The organism is Christiangramia pacifica, assembly GCF_057221535.1.
Map to the genome: position 1 here is coordinate 3,315,847 of NZ_CM170146.1, position 25,020 is coordinate 3,340,866.

23 protein-coding genes are annotated in these 25,020 nt (G+C 37.5%); 13 read left to right on the plus strand and 10 right to left on the minus strand.

The genetic code is table 11. The features are described from left to right. Window positions 1–4: 4 nt before the first annotated feature. On the minus strand, window positions 5–1,153 hold the full coding sequence (locus AC2S94_RS15230; protein WP_484629401.1) for a trans-sulfuration enzyme family protein: 1,149 nt from the start codon (window positions 1,151–1,153) through the stop codon (window positions 5–7). A 173-nt stretch (window positions 1,154–1,326) separates the two neighbouring features. Between AC2S94_RS15230 and AC2S94_RS15235 the strand changes: the two genes are divergently transcribed. The 4 genes from AC2S94_RS15235 to AC2S94_RS15250 all read left to right on the plus strand — a co-directional run bounded on the left by AC2S94_RS15235 (window position 1,327) and on the right by AC2S94_RS15250 (window position 5,140). After that, window positions 1,327–2,373, plus strand: coding sequence for an NAD(P)-dependent alcohol dehydrogenase (locus AC2S94_RS15235; protein ID WP_484629402.1), 1,047 nt, complete (start codon window positions 1,327–1,329; stop codon window positions 2,371–2,373). A gap of 2 nt (window positions 2,374–2,375) precedes the next feature. Continuing rightward, the gene (locus AC2S94_RS15240) at window positions 2,376–2,753 is read left to right on the plus strand and encodes a PH domain-containing protein (protein ID WP_484629403.1); all 378 of its coding nucleotides are present in this window, start codon (window positions 2,376–2,378) and stop codon (window positions 2,751–2,753) included. Between the two features lie 154 nt (window positions 2,754–2,907). Then, on the plus strand, window positions 2,908–4,143 hold the full coding sequence (hutI, locus tag AC2S94_RS15245; RefSeq protein ID WP_484629404.1) for an imidazolonepropionase: 1,236 nt from the start codon (window positions 2,908–2,910) through the stop codon (window positions 4,141–4,143). Window position 4,144: 1 nt separating this feature from the next. After that, window positions 4,145–5,140: a formimidoylglutamase gene (locus AC2S94_RS15250; protein ID WP_484629405.1), complete on the plus strand. Its 996-nt coding sequence runs from the start codon at window positions 4,145–4,147 to the stop codon at window positions 5,138–5,140. On the opposite strand, the gene AC2S94_RS15255 is transcribed toward AC2S94_RS15250, so the two are convergent. After that, window positions 5,141–5,509, minus strand: a complete 369-nt coding sequence (locus AC2S94_RS15255) for a DUF1622 domain-containing protein (protein WP_484629406.1) — start codon at window positions 5,507–5,509, stop codon at window positions 5,141–5,143. Window positions 5,510–5,512: 3 nt separating this feature from the next. After that, on the minus strand, window positions 5,513–7,138 hold the full coding sequence (treF, locus tag AC2S94_RS15260; protein ID WP_484629407.1) for an alpha,alpha-trehalase TreF: 1,626 nt from the start codon (window positions 7,136–7,138) through the stop codon (window positions 5,513–5,515). 101 nt (window positions 7,139–7,239) lie between these two features. Between treF and AC2S94_RS15265 the strand changes: the two genes are divergently transcribed. Beyond that, entirely contained in the window at window positions 7,240–7,698 is a 459-nt protein-coding gene (locus AC2S94_RS15265) for a GNAT family N-acetyltransferase (protein ID WP_484629408.1), read from the plus strand. Window positions 7,699–7,760: 62 nt separating this feature from the next. Beyond that, complete coding sequence (locus AC2S94_RS15270; protein ID WP_484629409.1) at window positions 7,761–8,570, plus strand: MBL fold metallo-hydrolase; 810 nt, start codon at window positions 7,761–7,763, stop codon at window positions 8,568–8,570. A 691-nt stretch (window positions 8,571–9,261) separates the two neighbouring features. On the opposite strand, the gene sucC is transcribed toward AC2S94_RS15270, so the two are convergent. Then, window positions 9,262–10,455 carry an ADP-forming succinate--CoA ligase subunit beta gene (gene sucC, locus AC2S94_RS15275; RefSeq protein WP_484629410.1) on the minus strand — a complete coding sequence of 398 codons (1,194 nt, stop codon included), beginning with the start codon at window positions 10,453–10,455 and terminating at the stop codon, window positions 9,262–9,264. 225 nt (window positions 10,456–10,680) lie between these two features. Between sucC and AC2S94_RS15280 the strand changes: the two genes are divergently transcribed. The 6 genes from AC2S94_RS15280 (at window position 10,681) to AC2S94_RS15305 (ending at window position 16,426) form a co-directional block, all read left to right on the plus strand. Then, window positions 10,681–11,859 carry an MFS transporter gene (locus tag AC2S94_RS15280; RefSeq protein WP_484629411.1) on the plus strand — a complete coding sequence of 393 codons (1,179 nt, stop codon included), beginning with the start codon at window positions 10,681–10,683 and terminating at the stop codon, window positions 11,857–11,859. A 91-nt stretch (window positions 11,860–11,950) separates the two neighbouring features. Continuing rightward, a complete protein-coding gene (gene lysA, locus AC2S94_RS15285) occupies window positions 11,951–13,186 on the plus strand; it encodes a diaminopimelate decarboxylase (RefSeq protein ID WP_484629412.1) in 1,236 nt (411 codons plus the stop codon). A 192-nt stretch (window positions 13,187–13,378) separates the two neighbouring features. Beyond that, entirely contained in the window at window positions 13,379–14,041 is a 663-nt protein-coding gene (locus AC2S94_RS15290; protein WP_484629413.1) for a hypothetical protein, read from the plus strand. 113 nt (window positions 14,042–14,154) lie between these two features. After that, a complete protein-coding gene (locus AC2S94_RS15295; RefSeq protein ID WP_484629414.1) occupies window positions 14,155–15,051 on the plus strand; it encodes a CHAD domain-containing protein in 897 nt (298 codons plus the stop codon). Window positions 15,052–15,083: 32 nt separating this feature from the next. Further along, the gene (locus AC2S94_RS15300) at window positions 15,084–15,863 is read left to right on the plus strand and encodes a cyclase family protein (protein WP_484629415.1); all 780 of its coding nucleotides are present in this window, start codon (window positions 15,084–15,086) and stop codon (window positions 15,861–15,863) included. A 5-nt stretch (window positions 15,864–15,868) separates the two neighbouring features. Then, window positions 15,869–16,426 carry a 2'-5' RNA ligase family protein gene (locus tag AC2S94_RS15305; protein ID WP_484629416.1) on the plus strand — a complete coding sequence of 186 codons (558 nt, stop codon included), beginning with the start codon at window positions 15,869–15,871 and terminating at the stop codon, window positions 16,424–16,426. 5 nt (window positions 16,427–16,431) lie between these two features. Here AC2S94_RS15305 and AC2S94_RS15310 read toward each other — a convergent pair whose 3' ends face one another. The 5 genes from AC2S94_RS15310 to AC2S94_RS15330 form a co-directional block, all read right to left on the minus strand. Further along, on the minus strand, window positions 16,432–17,679 hold the full coding sequence (locus AC2S94_RS15310; protein WP_484629417.1) for a cation:proton antiporter: 1,248 nt from the start codon (window positions 17,677–17,679) through the stop codon (window positions 16,432–16,434). A gap of 53 nt (window positions 17,680–17,732) precedes the next feature. After that, window positions 17,733–18,398 (minus strand): PAQR family membrane homeostasis protein TrhA, encoded by a 666-nt coding sequence (gene trhA, locus AC2S94_RS15315; RefSeq protein WP_484629418.1) that lies wholly within the window; start codon window positions 18,396–18,398, stop codon window positions 17,733–17,735. A gap of 86 nt (window positions 18,399–18,484) precedes the next feature. Continuing rightward, window positions 18,485–19,597: a sensor histidine kinase gene (locus AC2S94_RS15320; RefSeq protein WP_484629419.1), complete on the minus strand. Its 1,113-nt coding sequence runs from the start codon at window positions 19,595–19,597 to the stop codon at window positions 18,485–18,487. A 1-nt stretch (window position 19,598) separates the two neighbouring features. Next, on the minus strand, window positions 19,599–20,363 hold the full coding sequence (locus AC2S94_RS15325; RefSeq protein ID WP_484629420.1) for a LytR/AlgR family response regulator transcription factor: 765 nt from the start codon (window positions 20,361–20,363) through the stop codon (window positions 19,599–19,601). A 203-nt stretch (window positions 20,364–20,566) separates the two neighbouring features. After that, entirely contained in the window at window positions 20,567–21,130 is a 564-nt protein-coding gene (locus AC2S94_RS15330) for a hypothetical protein (protein ID WP_484629421.1), read from the minus strand. Window positions 21,131–21,442: 312 nt separating this feature from the next. Between AC2S94_RS15330 and AC2S94_RS15335 the strand changes: the two genes are divergently transcribed. Continuing rightward, window positions 21,443–22,810 carry a short-chain fatty acid transporter gene (locus AC2S94_RS15335; RefSeq protein WP_484629422.1) on the plus strand — a complete coding sequence of 456 codons (1,368 nt, stop codon included), beginning with the start codon at window positions 21,443–21,445 and terminating at the stop codon, window positions 22,808–22,810. A gap of 359 nt (window positions 22,811–23,169) precedes the next feature. Here AC2S94_RS15335 and AC2S94_RS15340 read toward each other — a convergent pair whose 3' ends face one another. Next, entirely contained in the window at window positions 23,170–25,005 is a 1,836-nt protein-coding gene (locus AC2S94_RS15340) for a DNA/RNA non-specific endonuclease (protein ID WP_484629423.1), read from the minus strand. Window positions 25,006–25,020 lie beyond the last annotated feature (15 nt).

Sequence of the window (25,020 nt, forward strand, 5' to 3'; positions counted from 1 at the left end):
TATTCTACTTTACTTTTTCAATCGCCTGAGTCAGATCTTCGATCAGGTCTTCTGCTTCTTCAATTCCTACGGAAAATCTTAAAAGATTATTCTTAATCCCCTGTTTTAACCTGTCTTCTTCGCTCAAAAGTCCATGAGAAGTTTTGGAAGGCAGCAGAATGGTGCTTTCCACTCCTGCAAGGCTCATGGAAGGTTTGATCAGGTTCAAAGCTTTCATGAATTTTGAAGCATCTATTTTATCGTTTAATTCAAAAGATAACATTCCCCCAAAACCCTTCATTTGTGATTTCGCCAGTCCATGATCTGGATGATCTTTTAAACCAGGATAAAAAACATTGGATACATCTGCATGATCATTAAGAAATTCGGCGAGTTTTTGGGCATTATCATTTTGAGCTTTTACGCGTATACCCATGGTTTTGATACTGCGCTCCAGGAGCCAAACGGTGTAATCGCTTAAGCTTCCACCGAAATTCTTCGCCATTTGGAAGATCCTGTCTATATATGCTTCGGTAGAAATAACCGTTCCTGCAAGAATATCACTGTGACCTCCCATATATTTAGTCGCAGAATGGATTACTACATCAATCCCGAAATCTATCGGATTTTGATTCACCGGGGAAGCAAAGGTATTGTCTATCATGCTCACCAGGTTATGCTCTTTAGCGAGTTCAGCAACTGCTTTCATATCGGTGATCCTCAATAAGGGATTGGAAGGAGTTTCAATATAGATCACCTTCGTATTATCCTTTATTTCGGCTTGTAGAGATTCAGCTTTCGCATCTTTTGCAAAACTATATTCGATTCCAAATTTTTCGAATTCTTCCGTAGCCAAATTACTGGTGCCTCCATAAAGCGAATCCTGGAAAACAACGTGATCACCAGCTTTCAGAAAAGCCATTAAGGAAGTGCTCACAGCAGCCATTCCGCTTCCGAAGATCAAAGAAGCCTCTCCATGTTCTAGGGCAGCCATCTTTTTAGCCAGAGCTACCTGGTTTGGAGTATTAAAATATCTTGGATATCTCTTGGTTTCAACATCTTCAAAAGCATAAGAGGTAGACATATACAAAGGAGAAACAGCTCCTTTAAACTCATTATCTTCAAGCTCACCTATGTGCGTGCAAATTGTATTGATCCCTTTTGAATTATTCATATAGTTTTTTATAAAATTTGGAGCCCTAATGTACTAAGAATTCTGATAAATGTAATTATGTGAAACTTTTGACAAACTACCATGAATACAGCTGTTAATTAAAGTTAAACCTTCTTGGCGACTCTGGTGATGCTCTCGAATTTGGGTAACTTACCAACTATAAAAATTGAACTATGAAAAATGTAAATGCATACGCAGCAAAATCTAACGATGCCGATCTGGAACCGTTTGATATCGAAAGAAGAGAACTGCAAGATGATGATGTAAAAATTGAAATTGATTACTGCGGAGTTTGTCACAGTGATATCCACCAGGTTAGAAACGATTGGGGAAACAGTAAATATCCTGTAGTTCCTGGTCATGAGATCATTGGCCGTGTAACTGAAGTTGGTAAGAATGTAAAAAAGTACAAAGAAGGTGATCTTGTTGGTGTGGGATGTATGGTAGATTCATGCCAGGAATGTCAATCCTGTAAAGATGATCTTGAACAATATTGTGAAAAAGGAATGACGGCTACCTACAACGGAAAAGATAAACATCTTGGTGGTCACACTTTTGGAGGTTATTCTGAAATGATCATCGTAAAGGACAAATTTGTATTAAAAGTACCTGAAAACCTGGACACCAAAGCTGTAGCACCCCTTCTTTGTGCTGGAATCACCACGTGGTCTCCACTAAGACAATGGAATGTAAAAAAGGGTGATAAAGTTGGCGTAGTAGGTCTTGGCGGACTCGGTCATATGGGGATTAAATTTGCCAGCGCTCTGGGTGCACATACCGTTATGATCACTACATCTCCAGAGAAAGCTGAAGATGCAAAGAGATTAGGTGCTGATGAAGTTCTTATTTCCAAAGATCAGGATGCCATGAAAAAGCATAGAGGAACTTTTGATTTTATCCTGAATACAGTGCCGGTTGGACATGATACCAATCCATACATCGCATTATTAAAACGTGATGCAACCATGACCGTGGTGGGTGCTATCGATGAGATTGACATTCACGGTGGTGGACTAATCATGGAAAGAAAAAGATTAGCCGGTTCCTTGATCGGCGGAATTAAAGAAACCCAGGAAATGCTTGATTTCTGTGGAGAACATGAAATTGTTTCTGATATTGAAATGATCGATATTCAGAATATTAATGAAGCCTATGACAGGGTGATAAAATCTGATGTGAAATATAGATTTGTTATTGATATGAAATCTTTAAAAAATTAAAAATGAGTATACTTTCCTCGTTATTAGGAAATGCCGGAGCTATAGACAACAAAGAGCTTCAGGAGAAATATGGAAAATTACTGATCCCTTCTGAAAAGATCGAAGCCGGGTTTAAAATTATCAGGGATACTTTTGTTTTTACTAATAAAAGATTGATCCTGATAGATGTTCAGGGTCTTACAGGTAGTAAAATTGAATACTTTTCGGTTTTGTATAAAAGCATCACGAGATTTAGTGTTGAAACTGCCGGAAGTTTTGATCTGGATGCAGAATTGAAGATCTGGATTTCAGGAGAACAGGTTCCTTCCATTTCCAAGAAATTCAACAAGAAAGTTGATATCTATGAAGTTCAGAAATTACTAGCGCAGTATACGCTATAGAGCTTTTGAAGGATATTCAGAAAAATTAAAAGCCGCCTTTCCTCTAATTGAAAAGCGGCTTTCATATTTAAAGATATCCCTGGAAAAGACGAATTCTAAACTGAGTTCATATCTTTGTTTTCTAGCATTTGTTGAACGATCAATCCAAAAAAATATGAGATTACTTCTAACCAATATCAAAGAATTACTGCAGGTTAGGGAAAATAATATCCTGAAACTTTCAGGAAGTGAGATGAGAGAACTTCCAACCATAAAAAATGCCTGGCTATTAGTAGAGAATGATGAAATTGCTGATTATGGCTCAATGGATAAATTGCCAGATTTAGAAGCAGATGAAATTATTGATGCAGCCGGAAAGATCGTACTTCCTACATGGTGTGATTCCCATACCCATATTGTTTATGCCGGTAATCGTGAACTGGAATTCGCTGATAGGATCAATGGCCTTAGCTATGAAGAGATTGCCAATAAAGGAGGTGGTATTCTGAACAGTGCTAAAACCCTTCAGGAAACTCCGGAAAGTGAGGTTTATGAACAATCAGCTAAAAGGTTGGAAGAAGTAATGAAATTAGGAACGGGAGCGGTTGAAATTAAATCGGGTTATGGACTTACGGAAGAGGCCGAATTGAAAATGCTAAGGGTGATCAAAAAACTCAAGAAGAATTACGACCTGCCTATTAAAGCAACTTTTCTTGGCGCCCACGCAATCCCGACTGACTATAAAAATGATCCAGATGCCTATATGGATCTGGTTATAAATAATATTCTCCCCAAAGTGGCAGAGAAAGAACTCGCAGAATATATAGATATTTTTTGCGAGCAGGGATATTTCAGCGTGGAAGACACCAACAAACTACTCAGCGCCGCCAGAAAATACGGTTTGAAACCAAAGATTCACGTAAACCAATTTAATGCTATTGGTGGTGTTAAAGCAGGTGTGGATCATAACGCGCTCAGCGTAGATCATCTGGAAGTAATGACTCCAGAGGATATTGAGGCTTTAAAAGGCTCTGATACCATGCCGGTAGCACTTCCCTCCTGCTCGTTGTTTTTGAGTATTCCGTACACACCTGCACGGGAAATCCTTGATGCTGAATTGCCGTTAGCGCTGGCCACAGATTTCAATCCGGGAAGTACACCAAGTGGTAATATGAATCTGGTAGTATCACTGGCCTGTATTAAAATGAGAATGACTCCTGAAGAAGCGATAAATGCGGCCACTATTAACGGAGCGTATGCCATGGAATTAAGTGAAACCCATGGTAGCATTACTAAAGGAAAAAAAGCTAATTTTATTGTAACCAAAGAAATACCGTCCTATACCTTTTTACCTTATGCTTTCGGAACAAATTCTATAGAATCGGTTTATATCAACGGAAAACTTGTGTAATATGAAAGGTTTAAAGCTCTATCATCCTTCAGATATCAAAGATCTGATCTCGAAAAGAAAAGGAGAAGTGAAATTTGGTGAGCAAATGCACTTTGTTCGCGATATTGATAAAATTGATGAGCTTTCATCTGAATATGTTTTGTTGGGGATCAAGGAAGATATTGGAGTGAGTGCTAACCATGGGAAGTCTGGAACTTCTGGAGCATGGGATGTAGCGCTCCAGGCAATAGTCAACATTCAGGTGAACCGGTTTAATGACCCAGAAAATCTCATACTTCTGGGCGAACTGGATTGTAAGGAATTAATGGAAAAGGCTTCTTATTTTGATGATTCTGATCCTAATTATTTTCAGAAAATGGGTGATCTGGTTAAGCAGGTTGATCAGCTTCTGGCAGATATCATTCAGAAAATTATTTCAAAAGGGAAGATCCCAATTATTATTGGAGGCGGACATAATAACGCTTACGGTAATATTAAAGGAGCGGCAAAAGCTTTGAACGACCCAATAAATGTGGTCAATATTGATGCGCATACAGATTTGAGACAACTGGAACATAGACATAGCGGGAATGGTTTTAGCTACGCGATAGAAGGTCAGTTTTTGAGAAAATATACGGTTTTTGGTTTACACAAAAATTACACACCGGAATACATTTTTGAAGAAATGGATAGCTCAGAAAACCTGGAGTATTACCTAATTGAAGACCTGATGAGATTTCCAGACGAAATTTTGAGACGATTTCAGCAATGCCTCGAAATGACAGATCATAAAAAATTTGGATTGGAGCTGGATTGCGACGCGATTGCTGATTTTCCGAGCAGTGCGAAATCGCCTGCGGGATTTTCGGTGAATGCTATCAGGAATTTTATTCAGAGTGCTTCAAAAAGTGGAAACTGCTGTTATTTTCATATCTGTGAAGCTGCACCAGATAAAGCCAATTCGGTACAGGTTGGAAAAGCCCTGTCTTATTTTATTTCAGATTTCATAAGATCCTAATCAGGAATTCTGATCCAATCTGTTTTCTGAAGGTTTTCGCTGCCAGGGAAATCTACCTTCAATTTCCATTTCAATAGAGATGCTCAAAAATGTTCTGATGATCACGATCACTCCCAGCGTTAATACTTTGTTCATCGTTGGTTCAGTAACCACTGTCGCGATAATATCTGCTGCTACAAGAATTTCCAGGCCTAACAAGATACCTTTACCCAATTCCTGCCGTAATAATTTATAAGATCTTATATTCCCATTTTGGCGTGCTGTTATAAATTTCACCAGGGATAAAATGGTTCCGATCAAAATTGTAAGCACTCCGGCAACTTCAATGATCCTGGCTATATATTCAATGTATAATTTAATGTTCTCCATAATTTATTTTTCAGCAGATAATTTCTGATAAACTCCGTTGGTCCAGCCAAAACCATCCTGTGTAGGATATTCTCCACCTCCACTCTCCTTGCTAAGATCTTCCACATTATATTTCTCCAGCATTTTATAAGTACGTTTATAAACGTCTTGATTTAGTTTCAGCCATTTGGAAGTAATATCGGCCGCTAGGTCGTTTTGATCATAATTTCTAAGACCTTTTATCGCCAGCCATTGTAACGGAGCCCAGCCATTGGGTGCGTCCCATTGCTGCCCGGTATGATAAGGAGTTGAAACGAGTCCGCCAGGCTTCAGAAAGGTTTCTTTTATTTTTGAGGCAACCAGCTCTGCCTGATCCTGGCCTGCAATTCGAAAAAATAAGGGACATACTCCGGCCAAAGAAAGCTGCCCTGTAGTCTGACTATTTTTGAAATTATAATCCATGAAAAAACCTTCATTTTGGTCCCAGTAATATTTCAGGATTGCTGCTTTACGCTTTTCAGCCTTAGTTTTAAAATCTGTTGCTTTCTCCTGGTTTCCTGAAATATTTGCAGCTTCAGAAATGGTCATTTCAAGATTATAAATTAGGGAATTGAGATCAACCGGTACAATATCTACCGTATGAATTGTAGACAAATTGAATTCTCCATCTGAATCCTTTTCTAACCAGCGACTGGAGAAGTCCCAACCAGATTCGGCTCCTGCCCTTAAATTTCTATAAACATTCGCTTTGGTAAGATCAGGGTTTTGCGCTACAGCCTCTTCAGCAGTTTTTACATCCTCACGGTAGCTCTCCGGTCTCGGAGTATCATTGTTATCCCAATAGCGATTCATAATTTCACCGCCTGGCATTTTGACCACTCTCATAGTTGCCTTTTCGTTTACCAGGTCCATGCTACCTTTCATCCAAAAATCATATTCGCGTTCCAGCTCTGGAAGGTATTTTGCCAAAACCTGTTCTCCCTTTGCATCTGCCAGAACTTTTACCATCATGGCAAAAAATGGTGGTTGAGATCTGCCCAGGTAATAAGTTCTGTTACCATTTGGAATAAAACCATATTCGTTGATGAGATACGCGAAATTATCTACCATGTTTTGAATCGTTTCGATTTCACCATCTTCCTGAAGGCCCAGCATAGTGAAATAGCTATCCCAATAATAGATCTCTCTAAAACGGCCACCAGGAATAATATATGGATTTGGAAGTGGTATCAATGTTCCTGAAACTTGTTTATCTGCTGGTTTTTTAAGAACGCTCCATAATTTTCTGATATGAGAATTTATGGAAGAGGAATCTGTTTTAAATTCAAAATCGTTTGCCGGTAATTCAAAATGCTGTTTTACAAATTCTGAAATTCCATTTTCTGTGGTATCGTCCAGCATATTATAACGCTGTCTTATCAGGCTAACGTTGTACTGCGGCTTAACATCTACAAAGGTTTTACTATCGCTGAAGATCTCCTGGGTTTGAACATCATAAAAAAGATCACCGTAAAGTTCATCAGGTGGTAATATCTCAACTTCGTTTTCATTTTTTTTCAGCTCCTGTTCGGGATCGGGACCGGATTTGCAGGAAATCAATAGAGATAAAATCAATAGGTATTTGAGGGAAAATAATACAGATCTATTCATACAATTCAATTTGTTCCCCATAAATATAAGTGAATTTAAAGTTTCACAGGTTTAATCTGAATTCTGAAAGTATTTAATAATTTTGAGCCAAAATTCGATTTATGGAAATCATATCGTGGAAGCCAGCATATTCTGAAGAGTTTAAAAATATGAATCTCTACTGGTTGGAAGAGTTCTTTTGGGTGGAACCACATGATGAAGACGTGCTTGGAGATCCGGAAAAATTTATCATCGAACCAGGTGGAACGATTTTCTTTGTCCAGGACAAAGATGAAATTGTTGCCTGTGTTGCTTTAATGAAAATTGAAGATAAAGTATTTGAATTAACTAAAATGGCAGTCAAGCCCGCACATCGAGGAAAAAAGATTGGCCACGATCTTATGAAACACACCATAGATTTTGCTCGTAAATCTAATTGGACAGACTTAATTATTTACAGTAATCGCAAGTTAGAAAATGCTATACACCTTTATCGAAAATTTGGATTTGAAGAAATACCCATAGAACATAATAATCCTTACAGCCGTGGCGATATTAAAATGCAATTAAAGCTTTCATAAATCTTTATTAATTGGGAAGCCACTCCTGCCAGCCTTTTTTACTTTTAGTCAAAATTTTGATTATGAGAAAAATAGCTACTCTATTTGCAATCAGTATATTTATGATTGGTTGTAAAAATGAAAAGAAATCGGATGAACTGAAAGCCGAAAAAGAAATTGCTGAGAACAGAATGTCTCAGGAGATAGAATCTGATTCTAGTTCAATTGAAATTTCTCCAGTATCGCATGCAACGGCGGTATTTAAATGGGGAGGTAAGACATTTTATACAGATCCTGTAGGTGGCGCAGCTGCTTTTGAAGGAATGGATAAACCTGATTTTATTTTGATCACCGATATTCATGGAGATCATTTAAACGCCGAAACTCTGAAAGCTTTGGAACTTGGCGAAACCAAAATGATCGTTCCTGAGGCGGTTCAGAAAAAATTACCTGAAGAATTCCAACCAAATCTTATTGTGATGAACAATGGCGATTCTAAGGATTTGATGGGTTTTAATATTAAAGCGATCCCTATGTATAATCTACCGCAAAGTCAAGATGCCATGCATGTTAAAGGTCGTGGTAATGGTTATGTTCTCGAAATGAATGGAGAAAGACTTTATATTTCAGGTGATACTGAAGATATTCCGGAAATGAGAAATCTCGAAGACATTGATGTTGCTCTAGTTTCAATGAATTTGCCGTATACCATGCCAATTGATCAGGCAGCAGAAGGAGTTCTCGCGTTTAAACCTAAAAAAGTTATTCCTTACCATTATCGTGGAAAAGATGGATTTGCTGATGTAGATAAATTCAAGGAAATGGTAAACGAAGGAGATTCAAATATTCAGGTGGAATTAATGGAATGGTATCCTGAAGGAAATAAAAAATAGACTTCAATTAAGAAGCCGTCTTTCTTTATATTTTTGCATACGTAGCTTGCAAAATTATTGTTGGCTAATTCAAATTTAACAGTATTTCAACGCAAATGCTTTTATGAGAAAGACGGCTTTTCATATTTTCAAAAAACCTTACTTAAATATAGATACTAAATAATTATTTAACAAAATAATTATGGTATAAATCACTGATTATCACATATATTTAACTTTACAACAGTATTTATATTACATCGGAATTTATCTCCCTTATTCCAATTTTTTCTTATCTGCCCCATTGTTTATACATGACAACAGACAACTGTCCTCACTGAACAGCTTCGGCTAAAATTTTCTTTATTGAACTGTATATGATTTATTTTGTATTTAAAAAAGTGATCTAAGCTTTCAGGTCTGGTTTCATTTGATAAGGCCGCCATCTTCACAGTTTCTGATTCTACCAAACTAGCCTGACCAGCAATGGAACAAAAAATAATCGCGATAAGTAAAAAATAGATCCTTTTCATAATTTCGGTGGTTTATTCTATTTAAATGACGAGCGAAAAAATTATTCGTTACAATTATTTTTTATAATTAACATATTGATAGTCAGACAACTTAAATTTGAAAACGTTGAGAAGGAAATTTAATTGCACAAAAAAAGCCCGACATTCCTGTCGGGCTTTTTCATTATATTTTATAAGGACTAGGAAAGTACTTCCTGTACTTTATCTGCAGCTTCCTGAAATTGTACAGCACTGTACACTTTAAGTCCACTGTTATCGATAAGTTCTTTCGCGATATCTGCATTTGTTCCCTGTAAACGAACTATGATTGGCACGTTCATAGCGTCTCCCATATTTTTAGAGGCATCTACAATACCTTGTGCTACACGGTCACATCTTACGATTCCACCAAAAATATTTACAAGGATCGCTTCTACTTTATCATCTTTCAAGATCAATCTGAAAGCTTCTTCAACTCTCTTCGCATCAGCTGTTCCTCCAACATCTAGGAAATTCGCAGGTTCTCCACCAGCTTGCTTAATAAGGTCCATGGTCGCCATTGCAAGTCCGGCACCATTAACCATACAACCAACGTTTCCATCAAGATCTACATAGTTAAGCCCAACTTCTCTTGCTTCAACTTCAGTTGGATTCTCTTCACGAACATCACGCATTTCAGCATAATCTTTGTGACGGAAAAGTGCATTGTCATCTAATGTCACCTTTGCATCAACGGCCATGATAAGATCGTCACTCGTTTTTAAAACCGGGTTGATCTCGAAAAGTGAAGAATCAGATTTTTCGAAAGCTTCGTAAAGGGACATTACGAATTTGGTCATTTCTTTAAATCCTTTTCCGCTAAGTCCAAGGTTAAACGCAATACGGCGTGCCTGGAACCCTAGAAGACCTGTAGAAGGATCTATTTCTTCAGTGAATATAAGGTCTGGAGTTTCTTCTGCAACAGTTTCAATATCCATTCCACCTTCAGTAGAATACATAATCATGTTACGACCAGTAGCACGGTTAAGCAGCACTGACATATAGTACTCTTCCGGCTCGTTATCTCCAGGATAATAAACATCTTCAGCTACAAGAACCTGGTGAACTTTTTTACCTTCAGCAGAAGTTTGAGGAGTAACCAGGTTCATCCCAATGATCTCTCCAGCAATTTCTTCAACTTCTTTTAGGTTTTTGGCCAGTTTTACACCGCCACCTTTTCCACGACCACCAGCGTGCACCTGTGCTTTGATCACGTGCCATCCAGTTCCGGTCTTTTCAGTTAGTTCTTTTGCAGCTTCAACTGCTTCTTTGGCATTTCTTGCCACGGTCCCACGTTGAATGCGAACCCCGAAGCTGTTTAAAATCTCTTTTCCTTGATATTCGTGTATATTCATAATCAGCTATTTCTTCTGTATTAATTATGGAAGGCAAAAGTAACAAATACATACTATTGTACCAATCTTTTTTGAGCTTCTTAACGCTTGACGAATCGTGGAAATACAATATTTCTCAAGGCTTTGCGAAAAACAGTCTCTACACGAAAAGGTTATCGTAGAAAAAACCTTAATTTCTGGTTTAAAAAAGCTTTCTCCTTTAAATTAGACTTTTAATCATTGCTTATGAAAAAGGCTTTACTGGCATTGGCCATTGGTGGATTTGGGATTGGAATGACGGAGTTTGTGATCATGGGAATTTTGCCGGAAGTAGCAGAAGCCTTAGACATATCTATTCCGCAGGCAGGACATTTCATATCTGCCTATGCTCTTGGAGTTGTAGTTGGAGCTCCATTACTCACGATCTTCGGAAATAAATTACCTCCACATAAAGTATTATTAGGCTTGATGGTCTGGTTCACGGTATTCAACACGCTGTCTGCCTTCTCCAGCTCTTACACGCTATTATTGATCTCCAGGTTTCTGTCCGGACTTCCTCACGGGGCATTTTTCGGAATTGGTGCCGTAGTAGCAGGAAAGCTTGCCAAACCCGGTAAGGACGCACAAGCCATCGCAACCATGTTTACGGGATTAACCGTAGCGAATGTAATTGGTGTACCGCTGGGAACCTATCTCGGTCAAAATTTTGAATGGGGTGTTGCCTTTCTTGCAGTTGGAGTTGTTGGTATTTTGGCAGTTTTAAGCGTGAAATTCTGGATGCCAGAATTACCTAATAATGAATCTAACGGACTTAAGAAAGACCTGATAGTTCTTAAAAAACCAGAACTATGGATGGTAATTTTATTGACTACTATTGGCACCGGAGGTTTTTTCGCCTGGTATAGTTATATCGCTCCTTTAATTACTGATGTTGCCGGCCATAATGAAGACATTGTAAGTTATGCCATGATCCTTGCCGGACTGGGAATGGTTGCCGGGAACTTTTTAGGTGCAAAATTAGCTGAAATGTTCAGTCCTATTAATGCGGTGATCATCGCGTTGATTCTAATGGTGATCGCTTTGATTTCCAACACATTTCTGGCTTATGATCAAATAGGTGTTTTGGTGATGACCTTTATAATTCCAGTTATCGCATTCTGTATCGCCACTCCCATTCAAATGGCGGTGATCAATTCAGCAAAAGGGTCTGAAATGCTGGGATCTTCATTGAATCAAAGTGCTTTTAATATGGGAAATGCTAGCGGAGCTTATCTCGCCGGACTTCCCATTGCCTATGGATACGGAATTGTTTCTGCGCAATATGTGGGTGCGGCCATGGCAGGAATCGGAATATTTATAGGGATTGGTGTTATCATGATAAGAAGACAGCAAAAAGCTCGGGTGGAACTTAGTTCATCTTCATAAATAACAAAATGTATAAATCGGTTATATTTGATACAAGCCTTATTCTCTACTGAATAAGAAATTTATTTTTGCTGAAAATATTTAAGAAGAAATGACCCAGAAAGATCTGCTTTCAATTACAAAAGAATTTGACAGCCCGGTATACGTTTACGACGCTGATAAGATCATCTCACAATACCAGAGATTGACCAATGCATTTAAAGTAAATGAACTTAGAATTCATTATGCTGTCAAGGCGCTTTCAAATATCTCCATTTTAAAATTACTGAATTCGCTTGGCTGCGGGTTAGATACTGTTTCTATTCAGGAAGTAAGACTGGGATTAAAAGCTGGTGTAGATCCTTCTAAAATCATTTATACCCCTAACGGTGTTTCTCTTGAAGAGATCGAGGAAGTTGTAAAACTAGGAGCGCAGATAAATATTGATAATCTTTCAATTCTGGAGCAATTTGGAAGCAGGCATCCGGAAATCCCTGTTTGCATCAGGATCAATCCTCATGTGATGGCTGGTGGAAATTCTAAAATTTCTGTAGGTCATATCGATTCAAAATTCGGGATTAGTATTCATCAAATGCCTCACTTAATGAGGATCGTTGAGAATACGGGAATGCATATCAACGGTATACATATGCATACCGGAAGTGATATTCTTGATATTGGAGTTTTTCTTCATGCTTCAGAAATTCTGTTTGAAGCCGCGAGAAACTTCAAGGAACTGGAATTTATTGATTTTGGTAGCGGATTTAAAGTTCCTTATCGCGAGGGAGATATAGAAACAGATATTGAAGAACTTGGAACGCAGTTAACCCAAAAATTTGAAAATTTCTGCAAAGAGTATGGAAGAGAACTTGCCTTAGCTTTTGAACCGGGTAAATATCTGGTTAGTGAAGCCGGAAAATTCCTGGCTAAGGTTAATGTGATCAAGCAGACAACCTCAACTGTATTTGCAGGGATTGATACTGGATTCAATCATTTGATTAGGCCAATGTTTTATGGTTCGCATCATGAGATCACCAATATTTCTAATCCGGAAGCAAAAAACAGGTTCTACAGTGTGGTAGGATATATTTGCGAAACCGATACCTTTGGAAATAATCGTAGAATCGCGGAAATTAGGGAAGGCGATATTTTAAGTTTCAGCAATGCCGGCGCTTATTGTTTTTCCATGGCCAGTAACTTTAACTCCAGGTACAGGCCTGCAGAAGTATTATGGTATAATGGCAAAGCCCATCTCATTAGAGAACGCGAAACCTTTGAAGATCTTACCAGGCATCAGGTGGAAATGAATTTTGATACCTCTCCGAAAGTACTTGCGGAAAAAGAGTAAACATGAGCAGCTGATAAGCTGCTTTTTTATTTATAATCGGATATTTTTATCAGCTAAAAAAAAATTATTGTATAAATCTAATAATCAGATTTTTATAATATAATGCATGAATTAAGTCAGTAAATTTTAGCTCTAAGGGTGAATTTTTCTTTTTTTTGTTAAAATATTTAACAATTAAACCTATTTATCTAAATGAAAATTTTCAAACTAATCCTGGTTCTATCCTGTGCTTTTTATTTAACAAGTTGCGCTTCCGGATACAAACACATTCAACCAGAAAATTTAAACTACAATTCTCAAAAGTCTCAGAAGGACGGAGTTTCATTGGAATACAAATACGACCTTTTACCCAAGAAATACGCAAAAAAAGAAAGAAAATCTGATGTACGCCTGGTTGCCTTTGGAGTAACAAATAATACAGACCGCCAACTTATATTTGGAAGAGATTTCAAATTAGCATTCGAAAGTGGTGGTAATGTAGTTTCACTTTCCAAAGAAAAAACTTTCAAAGAACTAAAGCAGCAGGGTGCCTGGCATTTACTTTATTTACTATTGACTACGGTAAATATTCAAACTTATGAAAGCAATGGAAGGTCTACCTCTACCACTACTATTCCGGTTGGATTGGTTATTGGTCCTGGACTGGCTGGATATAACCTGATCAAGGCTGGCTCCGCAAATAAGAAATTCAAGAAAGACCTTGAAAAATATGATCTAAACGATGCGACTCTCAATCCTGGAGAGGAAAAATTTGGACTCATGGGCATCAGAGCTGATGGTTATGATTCCTTAATGATCAATTACATAGGGAATCCAGAAACTACAGAAGAAGAAATAGATTCTGAAGTAGAATAAACTCATTTTTCTTATAAATCAAGGCCCTCTTTCTAATTCAGATCGAGGGCTTTTTTAATATAATCCTAACCAAAAACTATTTTCTAATAAGTAATTTAAGTGAAAAGTTTCAGATGGATTATAAACTCGACAAAGCACAATCAATACCAGATAATATCAATGCTATTTTCAAGGAAGAAATTTTAGAAAGTATCAAGTCTATTGAGGAACTTGAAATTCACCCTGCTATTCACGACATTAGAAAAAGGTTAAAAAAACTTCGCGCCATGGCCAGATTGTTTCGTGATGAAATGGGTGAAGAAAAATACAAATCCTTAAACACGAGATTCAGGGATCTAGGTCGTGAAATTTCAGACCTGAGAGATCTTACTGCATATTTGGAAACGCTCGAAAAACTCAAATTGAGGTATGGAAAATATTTGTATAAAAGCTTCTTTAATTCTGTCGAAAGAAAACTAACAAATGAAAGATCTGAAATGACCGACACACTGGTCAAAGAAGACTTTTTCCAAAGTTACCTGAAAAAGGAATTACAGAAAATTGAAGATGAAATTGAAGAATGGCCGGTAAGCCGCAATAAAATCGAAATGATCCTGCCGAGTCTAGAAAGAGTTTACCGGCGTGGTAAAAATGCCATGATTAAGGCTTTAAAATCTGGGACTACAGAAGATTACCATGAATGGCGAAAACGAGTTAAATATTTATGGTATCAATTCCTATTACTCCAGGAAACCTGGCCTGAATTTTTTGAGACTCTGGAAGCGGAAGTTCATCTATTAGCTGATTACCTGGGGGACGATCATGATCTTATGCTTTTCCGGAAAAAAGTATTATCTGAAGAATTTGATCTTCAGGACGATGAGCAAAAGGAAATGTTTGAAGCTTTAATCGCTGAATTCAGTGATCAATTAAGAAAAGACGCCCAAACAAAAGGTAAGTTGATCTATGCAGAATCGCCGGAAGAATTTACCAAGAGAATCGGTAAGTATACCAGCATCAACTGGAATTGATTTTATAACTTATAGTATTAAATTCTAAGCTCATGAAAAATGCAATTAAACTTCTGTTTCTGCTGGTTCAGAATATACTTTTTTCACAAAATAGTTTTGAAGATTCTGAAATAATAGATCTTACCCATTCCTTTTCCAGCGAAACTGTGTATTGGGTAACTGCTCAGGAATTCGATCTGGAGGAAGTAGCCAACGGAAAAACAGAAAGAGGATATTTTTATTCTGCCAACAACTTTTCCACAGCCGAACATGGAGGTACTCATATAGATGCACCGATTCATTTTGCGGAAAATAAACAAAGTGTTGATGAGATACCGCTAGAAAACCTTTTAGGAAATGGCGTAAAAATCGATGTTTCGAATAAAGTTAGCTCAAACGCGGATTACCAGATAAGTATTGATGACTTACTCAGCTGGGAAAAGGAAAATGGAACAATAGAAAGTCAAAGTATTATTCTTTTTCAGACCGGTTTTGGCAATTATTATCCTGATCCTATGAAATATCTCGGCACTGAAAATAGAGGTGCTGAGGCAGTAAAAGAGCTGCACTTTCCGGGATTATCCAAAGAAGCTGCGATTTGGCTAATCGAAAATAGAAATATTAAAGCCGTAGGGCTGGATACGGCAAGTATAGACCACGGACAATCCTCTGAATTTGAAACTCACGTGGCCCTAATGACCAGAAATATACCCGCTTTTGAGAATGTCGCTAATCTGGATAAATTACCAGCAAAAGATTTCCAGGTGATAGCTCTTCCTATAAAAATCAAAGGAGGAAGTGGCGGACCACTCAGAATTATCGCAATTATATAAACTTCGTGAATCCACCTAAGCATCCATTATATTTTATCGCAATTCTACCAAATCCTGAGATCACTAAAGAGATTAGAAAATTAAAGGAATACATTCGTGATGAATTTGATGTAAAACACGCTCTAAAATTGCCAGCGCATATCACTATTCAAATTCCTTTCAGGTTTCCAGAAGATAGGCAATCAGAACTCACTCATATACTAGAAGATTTCGCTCGAAGACAGAAAAAATTTCAGGTGAAATTGGATGGTTTCGGGAGATTTTCCAAGAATGTAATTTTCGTAAAAGTCGTAGAACATCAAATTTTCAAATATTTACATGCTGAATTGCAAGAAAGGGTAGACTCTTTTATAACGCTGAAAAGCCATGAGAAATCTTTAAAAATTCATCCGCATTTAACCATTGCGGTCAGGGATTTAAAAAGAACAAATTTCCCAGCGATCTGGGAGAAATTTGAAATGCAGGAATATCAGAATTCTTTCGAAGCAAATAATATGGTTTTACTTAAACATAATGGCAAAACCTGGGATGTGCTTCAGTATTTTAACTTCTCAAAGAACTAAGCAATTCAATCCTCCTTTACGCCAAGTTTTTCAAGTATTTTCCCAACACTAAGTCCCTGTACAAGAATTGAAAACACTACTATAAAATAAGTTACTGTTAAAAATAATTCACGGTGCATTTCAGATGTTAAGCTTAACGCGAGAGCGATGGAAATTCCACCTCGCAAACCGCCCCAGGTCATTATAAGATTTGTATTTCTTACAAAATTTAATTTCTTCTGGAAAAATTTTATTGGAACGAGTAAAGAAGCATATCTGCATATTAAAACCACTGGAATGGTAAAAAGGCCTGCCAGTACAAATTCACCTTCAAAGCTTAACACAAGCATTTCCATACCTATTAAAACGAAAAGGATCGTATTCAAAAGAATATCTATTAATTCCCAGAACTTATCTACATACGTTTCGGTGATCTCAGACATGGTGCTTGACCTCACGGTATCATTTCCCACGATCAAACCTGCAGTTACCATGGCAAGCGGAGCAGAAAAATGATAATGATGTGCTATGGCAGTTCCGCCCATAACTGCAGCCAGGGTGATTATTACCTCAATGTCATAATCATCTATAGATTTCATCAGCCTGTAAGTGATAAATCCGAGGATGCCTCCCACGGCAATTCCGCCTATCACTTCCAGACCAAACAATTCAAGAATCTGGGTAAATCCAACTTCTCCAGTACCTGAAGCTGCAATCTTATAAATGGTTAAGAATACCACTACTCCAACTCCGTCATTAAATAAGGATTCACCCACGATTTTGGCCTCCAGTCTTTTGGGTGCGCCCGCTTTTTTCAAAATTCCCAATACAGCAATAGGATCGGTTGGAGAAATTAAGGCTCCGAATAGCAAACAGTAAATGTAATCTACCTGTAAATTAAATGCCTGAAGTATGTAGAACATGGCTGTACCAACCAAAAAAGTTGATACAAGGACACCAATCGTAGAAAATACCAGCACAGGCCAGCGCTGCACCCTGAGCTGCTCAAAGTTTGTATGAAGTGCTCCTGCAAAAAGAAGAAAGCTAAGCATAACGTCCAGTAATACTGTTTGAAAATCTATGCTTGTAATGATCTCTTTTTCGGCATTTAACAGCGTATCATCAAAGGCGCTTAATCCTAAAACTATCAGACTGAAAACTATCGTGATCAGCATCAAGCCTATACTATTGGGAAGCTTTAAAAATTTGACATTTATAAATCCAAAAAATGATGCCAGGCAAACCAGGATCGTGGTAATTAAGAAATACTCCATTCAAATATTAATATTAATTCAGAAATGACCTGGAAACTTTGAAAAAACCTCTTTCAGGCCACTTTTCCGGAAGGTAAGATATAGAAATAAATGCTCACAAAATGAGCGAACGTTCCCAGAAGTACGAAAATGTGAAAGATCGCATGATTGAAAGGAATTCGATTCTGCATGAATAAAATAGCCCCTATCGTATATGAAATTCCTCCCCCGATAAGCCACCACAATCCAGCTGTAGATAAATTTTCAATGAGTGGATGTATGGCAAATATGATAAGCCATCCCATCGCCACATACATAATGGTTGAAATAAGCTGAAATCTTCCCGCATAGAATAATTTCAGGATTACCCCAATTAGGGCCATGCCCCAGACCACCCATAAAATGGTCCAACCAGTAATTCCATTTAGAGTTACCAGTGCAAAGGGAGTATAGGTCCCGGCGATCAGGATATAAATGGCAGCATGATCCAGGATATTCAGCCTTATTCTTAGTCGGTGTGATTTTGCGCTGTGATAAAATGTGGAAGCTGCATAGACTAAAACCATACTTGCCCCAAAAATTATAAAGCTTACCAGGTATTTAGCATCTCCTATCCTATTCGCTTTTAGTATTAGCAAGACTAAAGCAACAAGACTTAAAATAAATCCAACACCGTGAGAAATGATATTAAGTCTTTCCTCTTCAGGAGAATAATATTTTGGTTTTTTAATCCTGCTCATTTTCATTTAGAAAGATTACTTTAATTTAACTGAAATTGAGCGATTATGCAATAGAAAGCTTAGGTTTATCTTAGAAGTAAATTTATTTATTCAGGAATTTTTATCAGAGTTTCCACACCGTTTCCATCTTCTTTATTTCTTATTTCAAAAAAATAGTTGTCCTTATAAAGATTATGAAGTCGGTCATTGATATTCTTCAGGCCAACGCCTTTTTTCATAAGTTCAGCATGACTCTCGGTAACCTGTGCTCCATCATTTTCCACCTTTATTACGAGCATTTTATCTTCCTGATAAACGGAAACCTCTATCTTAAGATCTGTATGATCATAAGAATAACCATGTTTTATAGAGTTTTCAATTACTGGCTGTAGAAGCATGGCTGGAACTTTTTTCAGCATTAAGGAATCATCAATATTTTTATGAATGCTCAAATGATCTGAAAATCTAACATTGACGATATTCAGATAATATTCCAGGATTCTTAGTTCTTCATCCAAAGTTATCCGGTTACGATCACTGTTATAAAGTATCTCACGAAGAAAGTCGCTGAGATCTGCGATGGTATCCTTTGCCTTGCTGGTATCCATATCAGTTAGAACAGCAATGGAATTCAGGGTGTTAAATAAGAAGTGTGGCTGTAATTGGGAAGAAAGCATTTTCATTCGGGTATTTACCAACTGAGACTCTAGCTTGGAATGTCTCTTTTCAGCTTCTTTCACCTGTCTTAAGTAATAATAAGTGTAGATGATAAAAACCATTGCGAAATAGATCAGAAAATTTAGATCTATCACGTAGATAAAAGCATTGATACTCTTACGTAAATTGAAATCGGCAATATCAATTCTTCCAGCAACAATAGAATAAAAATCAAAGATCAACCTAATAATGAGCCCGATTAAAATGGAAAAAATGGTGTGTATAGAAATGATCTTGACCCATGGATAATTCTTGTTCAAAAATCGCTTGGTACTAATGGCGATTAGCGTCATATAACTCACCACGATTATAAAATCAAATAATAGATTATGTATCAGGAATTCAGACCAAACGAAATTCTCACCACCTTCGTCTGCTTTCATATATATACGCATATAAGCAACCTTTACCACGAGCACCAGGTCAAACATTAAATAAAAACCAGCCAGCAATAAAACCAGTTTAAAATCTATATACTTCTTTTTGATAGTTGAAAGGCTCATCTTAAATACCTATTTTTTCCAGGAATTCCTTTTTGTGGGATTTACTTACGTGGAGTAATTTTCCGTCGGTCATTTTAGCATCGATCTCAGAATAATCTGAATGTATGATCTCGTTCACAAAATTTAAATTGGCGATCGTGGACCTGTGAATCCTCACAAATACATTACTATCCAGGATTTCAGAAAGATTGTTCAGAGATTCTCTGAGAACATATTTTTTTGAGTCCACGAAGATCTCTGCATAATAACCTGATGCCTGTATATATAGTATCTGGTTCGGGTCTACCAACGCCGTTTTATTCCCTTGTTTTACCGGTATTTTTGAAACCGAATTTAGCTGAAGTCCGCCTTTTGAATATTCATGGAAAAATTCCACTAATCGTTTTTCAAAATTATCATTGGCTTCCGTTTTTGTAGTTTCTAACACTTTATTGATGGTTTTAAAAAATCGCTGATCCTTGAATGGTTTTAAAAGGAAGTCGAATGCTTCCACGTCAAAGGCTTTTAAGGCATAATTATCATAGGCGGTGACAAAAATAACAATGGGTTTAGGCGATATTTCCACTTTTTTAAGCACTTCAAATCCATTCATATCTTTCATATTGATATCCAGGAAAATTAGATCTGGCTTATCAGAGTTTATTCTTTCAATGGCCGTGCGACCATTTGAACACTCCCCGATAACTTCAATGGCTTCCACATCTTCAAGAAGATTAAGAACTCTCTTTCTAGCCAGTTCCTCGTCGTCAATTACAAGTGCTTTCATGCTTTACACATCAGTTAGATTATTACAATTTAAAACTATTTGAACATTTTTACTGAATATTTATCACTTTCAGGAAGTTGCAATTGTTTTTCTGTAATGTTTTATCATAATATTCGCTCTTTTTATTCCCATTAAAGGGCTATCAAAATTGAGATTCTGATAGCCCTTACTAAAGCTCAAACTACTAAATTTGAAATTCAACCCTACTCATTATACGCTACTGTAGTTCTCGCCACAGATCTAGGATCAAGCTTAATGTTTCGTTTTTGATTTCCGTTTTCAAGTTTGATCTTGTAAACTTCTTTTTCCAATAAATCCCCGCTTCCTGAAGCGATATATTTATTCGAAGTCATTGTCCAACCTTTATTAGACTTATAAACTTCCCTTCTTACGTCCAGAGGTAACACGATGTCTACGAATTTCTGGTACGTTTTAATCAGTTCGCCTTTGTGATTGAAATCGGCTGATAAATGACCCTTACTACTTTTAAATGTTACCAGGTAAGAGGTATACTTGTCACCATCAAATTCTGCGATGAAGTTATTGATGTCAAAATTAGACTTCATAAATGCGATGGGATCTTCAGAAAATTCTCCTGAATATTCCTCTTCTACAGTGTAAGCGAAACTGTCTCCAATTCGAGTGATCTTGGCATCAAGTGGAGTAAAGCCAACTTTAGCTTCTTCCAGTTGAAGAATTTCTTGTTCCTGAGCGTGACCAACAAAGGTCACAGCAATTAGCAATAAAGAAAAAATGAATGTTTTCATGATGAATGTTTTAAATGATTAATGATTAAACTGTCAATTAATTGATTAATGAAATAATTATAGCACTAATTTACAGCAGATTAACTTTCATTATTGAGGAATGAATCAGAATGACCGCACTAAAGAACAGGACGCATGGAAAAAGATTTAAGCATCAATAAACGAAGCCGATTCAAGTATTAGGTTTGTTTATAGCCATTCGCCGTTCGAATAAGACGTTCGCCGCTTTTTGAAATTATTCTACTGCAAAATGTTCATTTAGGATTGGTTAGAATTACATTTTTTATCTTCCCAAAGAATTACTGAAATATCATGAACACTACCAGATATATTGAACTTATATTTAAAAGATTAATTCCGGCTCCATTCACGCTTGCAGTTCTTTTAAGCCTATTTGCCATCCTTATCGCTTTCTTTTTTACAGGCTCATCTAATGCTGAATCTATGTTGGACATTTTGAGCTACTGGCAGAATGGAATGTGGGATCCGGCGTTACTCGTTTTCGCTGTTCAGATGATGCTCATCCTGGTATTGGGACATGTGTTGGTGCTTTCCAAGCCAGTTTCCTGGATCACCGGAAAATTAACTGGATTGGTTCATGGGAATGCCAGCGCCGTGATCATGGTTTCCGTTTCTACTATGTTGGTCGCTTTCTTCAATTGGGGATTGGGACTCATTTTCGGAGCAATAATGGCCCGGAAAGTTGGAGAGGCTGCGAGAGATAGAGATTTTAAAATTAATTACCCATTAATTGGCGCTGCGGGTTACGGCGGATTTATGGTCTGGCATGCAGGAATTAGTGGAAGCGCTCCTTTAAAGGTTGCTGAACCTGGACATATTAATTCTCTGTTTACTGGTGATAATAGCAGTTTCTTACAACAGTTACCAGATCACATTTCTACCGATGAAACAATTTTTGCCAGCTGGAATCTATTGCTATTCCTGATTTTGTTAATATTAGTGCCTTTGGTTTTATGGTTAGTTAGCGTGAAAGCCGGAAATTCTAAGATCGATCTTCCAAAAGAAAAACCTCAGAAATCGAGTAAACTGATTGAAGGCGCTGAAAAACTCGATAATTCAAAATACCTCAGCTTAATTTTCGGATCGCTATTGATGGCTGCATTCCTGGTGAGTTACGGTGCCAATCTTTTATCTGCCAGTCTTACTCCTAATATGCTGAACTTTTTCATGCTAGCATTATGCATTCTTCTTCATGGTTCATTCGCCTCTTTTCTAAATGCGCTTGACGCAGCGATTGGAGGAGCCGCGGCTATTCTTATACAATTTCCTATCTATTTCGGAATCATGGGGATAATGAAAGAAACAGGACTGGTTGGCGATATCGCTGGATTTTTCTCCAGTATTGCTACGGAAGTTAGTTTACCCGTCTATACTTTTTTTAGTGCGGGGCTGGTCAACATTTTTGTCCCAAGCGGTGGTGGTCAATGGGCTATTCAGGGGCCTATAGTTCTGGAAAGTGCAGTAAAGTTAGGTGTCCCGTTAAATAAAGCAATTATGGCCTTCGCTTATGGTGATCAGGTTACCAATATGTTACAGCCATTCTGGGCATTGCCTTTGCTGGCCATTACCAGGCTCAAAGCCAGAGAAATCCTTCCCTATACATTGATATTAATGCTTTTGGGAATGTTGGTTTATATTACGGGCTTGTTATTGATTTGAGAACTGGAAATAAAAAAGGCTAACTAGAATATTTAAACCATTTTCCAGTTAGCCTCAACAATTATTGTTTAACCAATAACTGTCCTATAAAGATAGGATTAAAAACCGTTTAACTGAGTTAATAAATTGCCAAAATAACTGATTATCAAATTTTTATATAAAAAAAAGGGCCGTGACTATCATTTCAGAATTGACCCTTTTTTCTTTTTCTTAGCTATTTAGTTCAAAAATAAAGGCTTACATTCTATGTGAGATTAAATTAACATGAACTATCTGCTAACAACACATTAAGTTATATTAAAAAGGCCACGTTTTCACGTGGCCTTTACCTTATCTAAGTTGTGTATTGTGTTGTTGTTTTAAAGAGTATCAATGTTAGATTCAATCACATTCTCTATTGCATCCGGGACAAGATCAAAAAAGTCGTAACCGGTAGCTGCTTCAATATCATCTACGGTGGTAAGATATTGAGTCCAGTCTGAAGTTACAGAATTACTATTAGGCATATCTATGGCGATCACCCTGGTAGAAGTAGTCACTCGGTTAACATCATCATCGCCATCAGGTATGATCATAATTACTTTCCAGGTGTTTGATGGAATCTGGATCTTTCCATCAGCCAGATATTCAGCATAACCATTAGAACCATCACCTCCAAGACCATATCCTCCGGAAATGATGTAGATCTCATTTCCGCCAGCTAACATAGATCTGCAATAGCTTTCCAGATTAGCCCAGGCATATCGGTTGTTGCTTGGTGCCTGAGGCATCATATTGGTCATGTAGAAAGTATTGGAATTATCATCTACAGATAAAGTTCTGTCGGCAGATGGGCACATATGCCCTCGGTCAAAACCACTATATTGATAATCTGTTGCTCCAACCTGGTACCATGATGCTGGTAAACTGCTATCTGATCTAAAATCATCCTGTCTTGAAGCACTTCCCAACCAGGCCTCATCCAGATGCCAGCTTACCCAGTTCGCAGTTCCTTTGTCACGGCTATAAGACATCACGTACTCTTCTTTTTCCAGCAGATAGTTATTTGGAAAGTTTATATCTGTAATTGCTGCAGAAGGATTTCCCATGGTTAAGTGAACAGCTCCTGAAATAACGGGATCGCCTCCTCCACCTCCACCAGTGTTTCCTTCAGTTTCTTCAGTCCCGAAAATTGTAAAATCGTCTATGTTGATACGATCTCCACTTCCGGAAAGTTTTACGATTCTGAATCTAACGTTTTCAGAAATATTGATGTCAAAATTTACCGACTGAAGATTTGTAGAAGTTGAAGACTGAGTTCCTCCCACAGTTGTCCAGTTGCTACCCTGGTCAGTAGACATCTGAAATTCCCAGTTACTCGCTCCATCAGTACCGTAAACTGCGTGATTGAAACTTACAGATTGTGCTCCTATTACATCGTAATTCATGGAAAGCATCCCCAAATCCCTAATTCTTACAGATTTAGTTCCGGTTTTTCTATCGTTATCCAATGAGCCTATAAGCGCTTCCTCGAGATACCACGTTCCGGACTGAAGATCAACCGTTCCAGCTGAGTAACTCCCTTTTGAACCGGCTTCATAATCTTCTGTGATATCGATAAGATTACCTGTTGTAGTAACTGGATTTGGCTCTACTACGATATCGTCAAGATTTAATCTATTGCTAGAACCATCAGTTTTACGGATCTCAAATCGAACATTTCCAATTACGTTCAATGGAAAAGTTACCGTTTCAAAAAAACCTTTCTTCACAGAAACTTCTGATCCCAAGGCATTCCATGAATTTCCGGAATCTGTAGAGTAATAAACATGAAATGAAGTCTGCCTGTCTTTATTGTACTTCGCGTATTGCAAGCTGAGTGATTTTGCTCCTTCAGGTAGATCGTAATTCATGGTGATAACCGCATTGGAAACCATTCTTACAGACTGACTTCCATTTTTGTTATCAGAACTTAAATTACCTGTTAAAGCATCAGCAAAATACCAGTCACCACCGGCAAAACTTACTATATCACCAGCGTAGGCATTTTTAGATCCGCTTTCAAAATCCTCGACATAGTTGCCTTCAGCGTTTATAGTAAAATTGACTTCAGAATACGGACTTTTAGAAATATTGGTGTCATCCGTTGAACACCCGATAATAAACAAGAATACCTGCAACGAGAGCAGGTATTTAAAAAAGATAGATTTTTTCATCGTTTGGTTAAATTA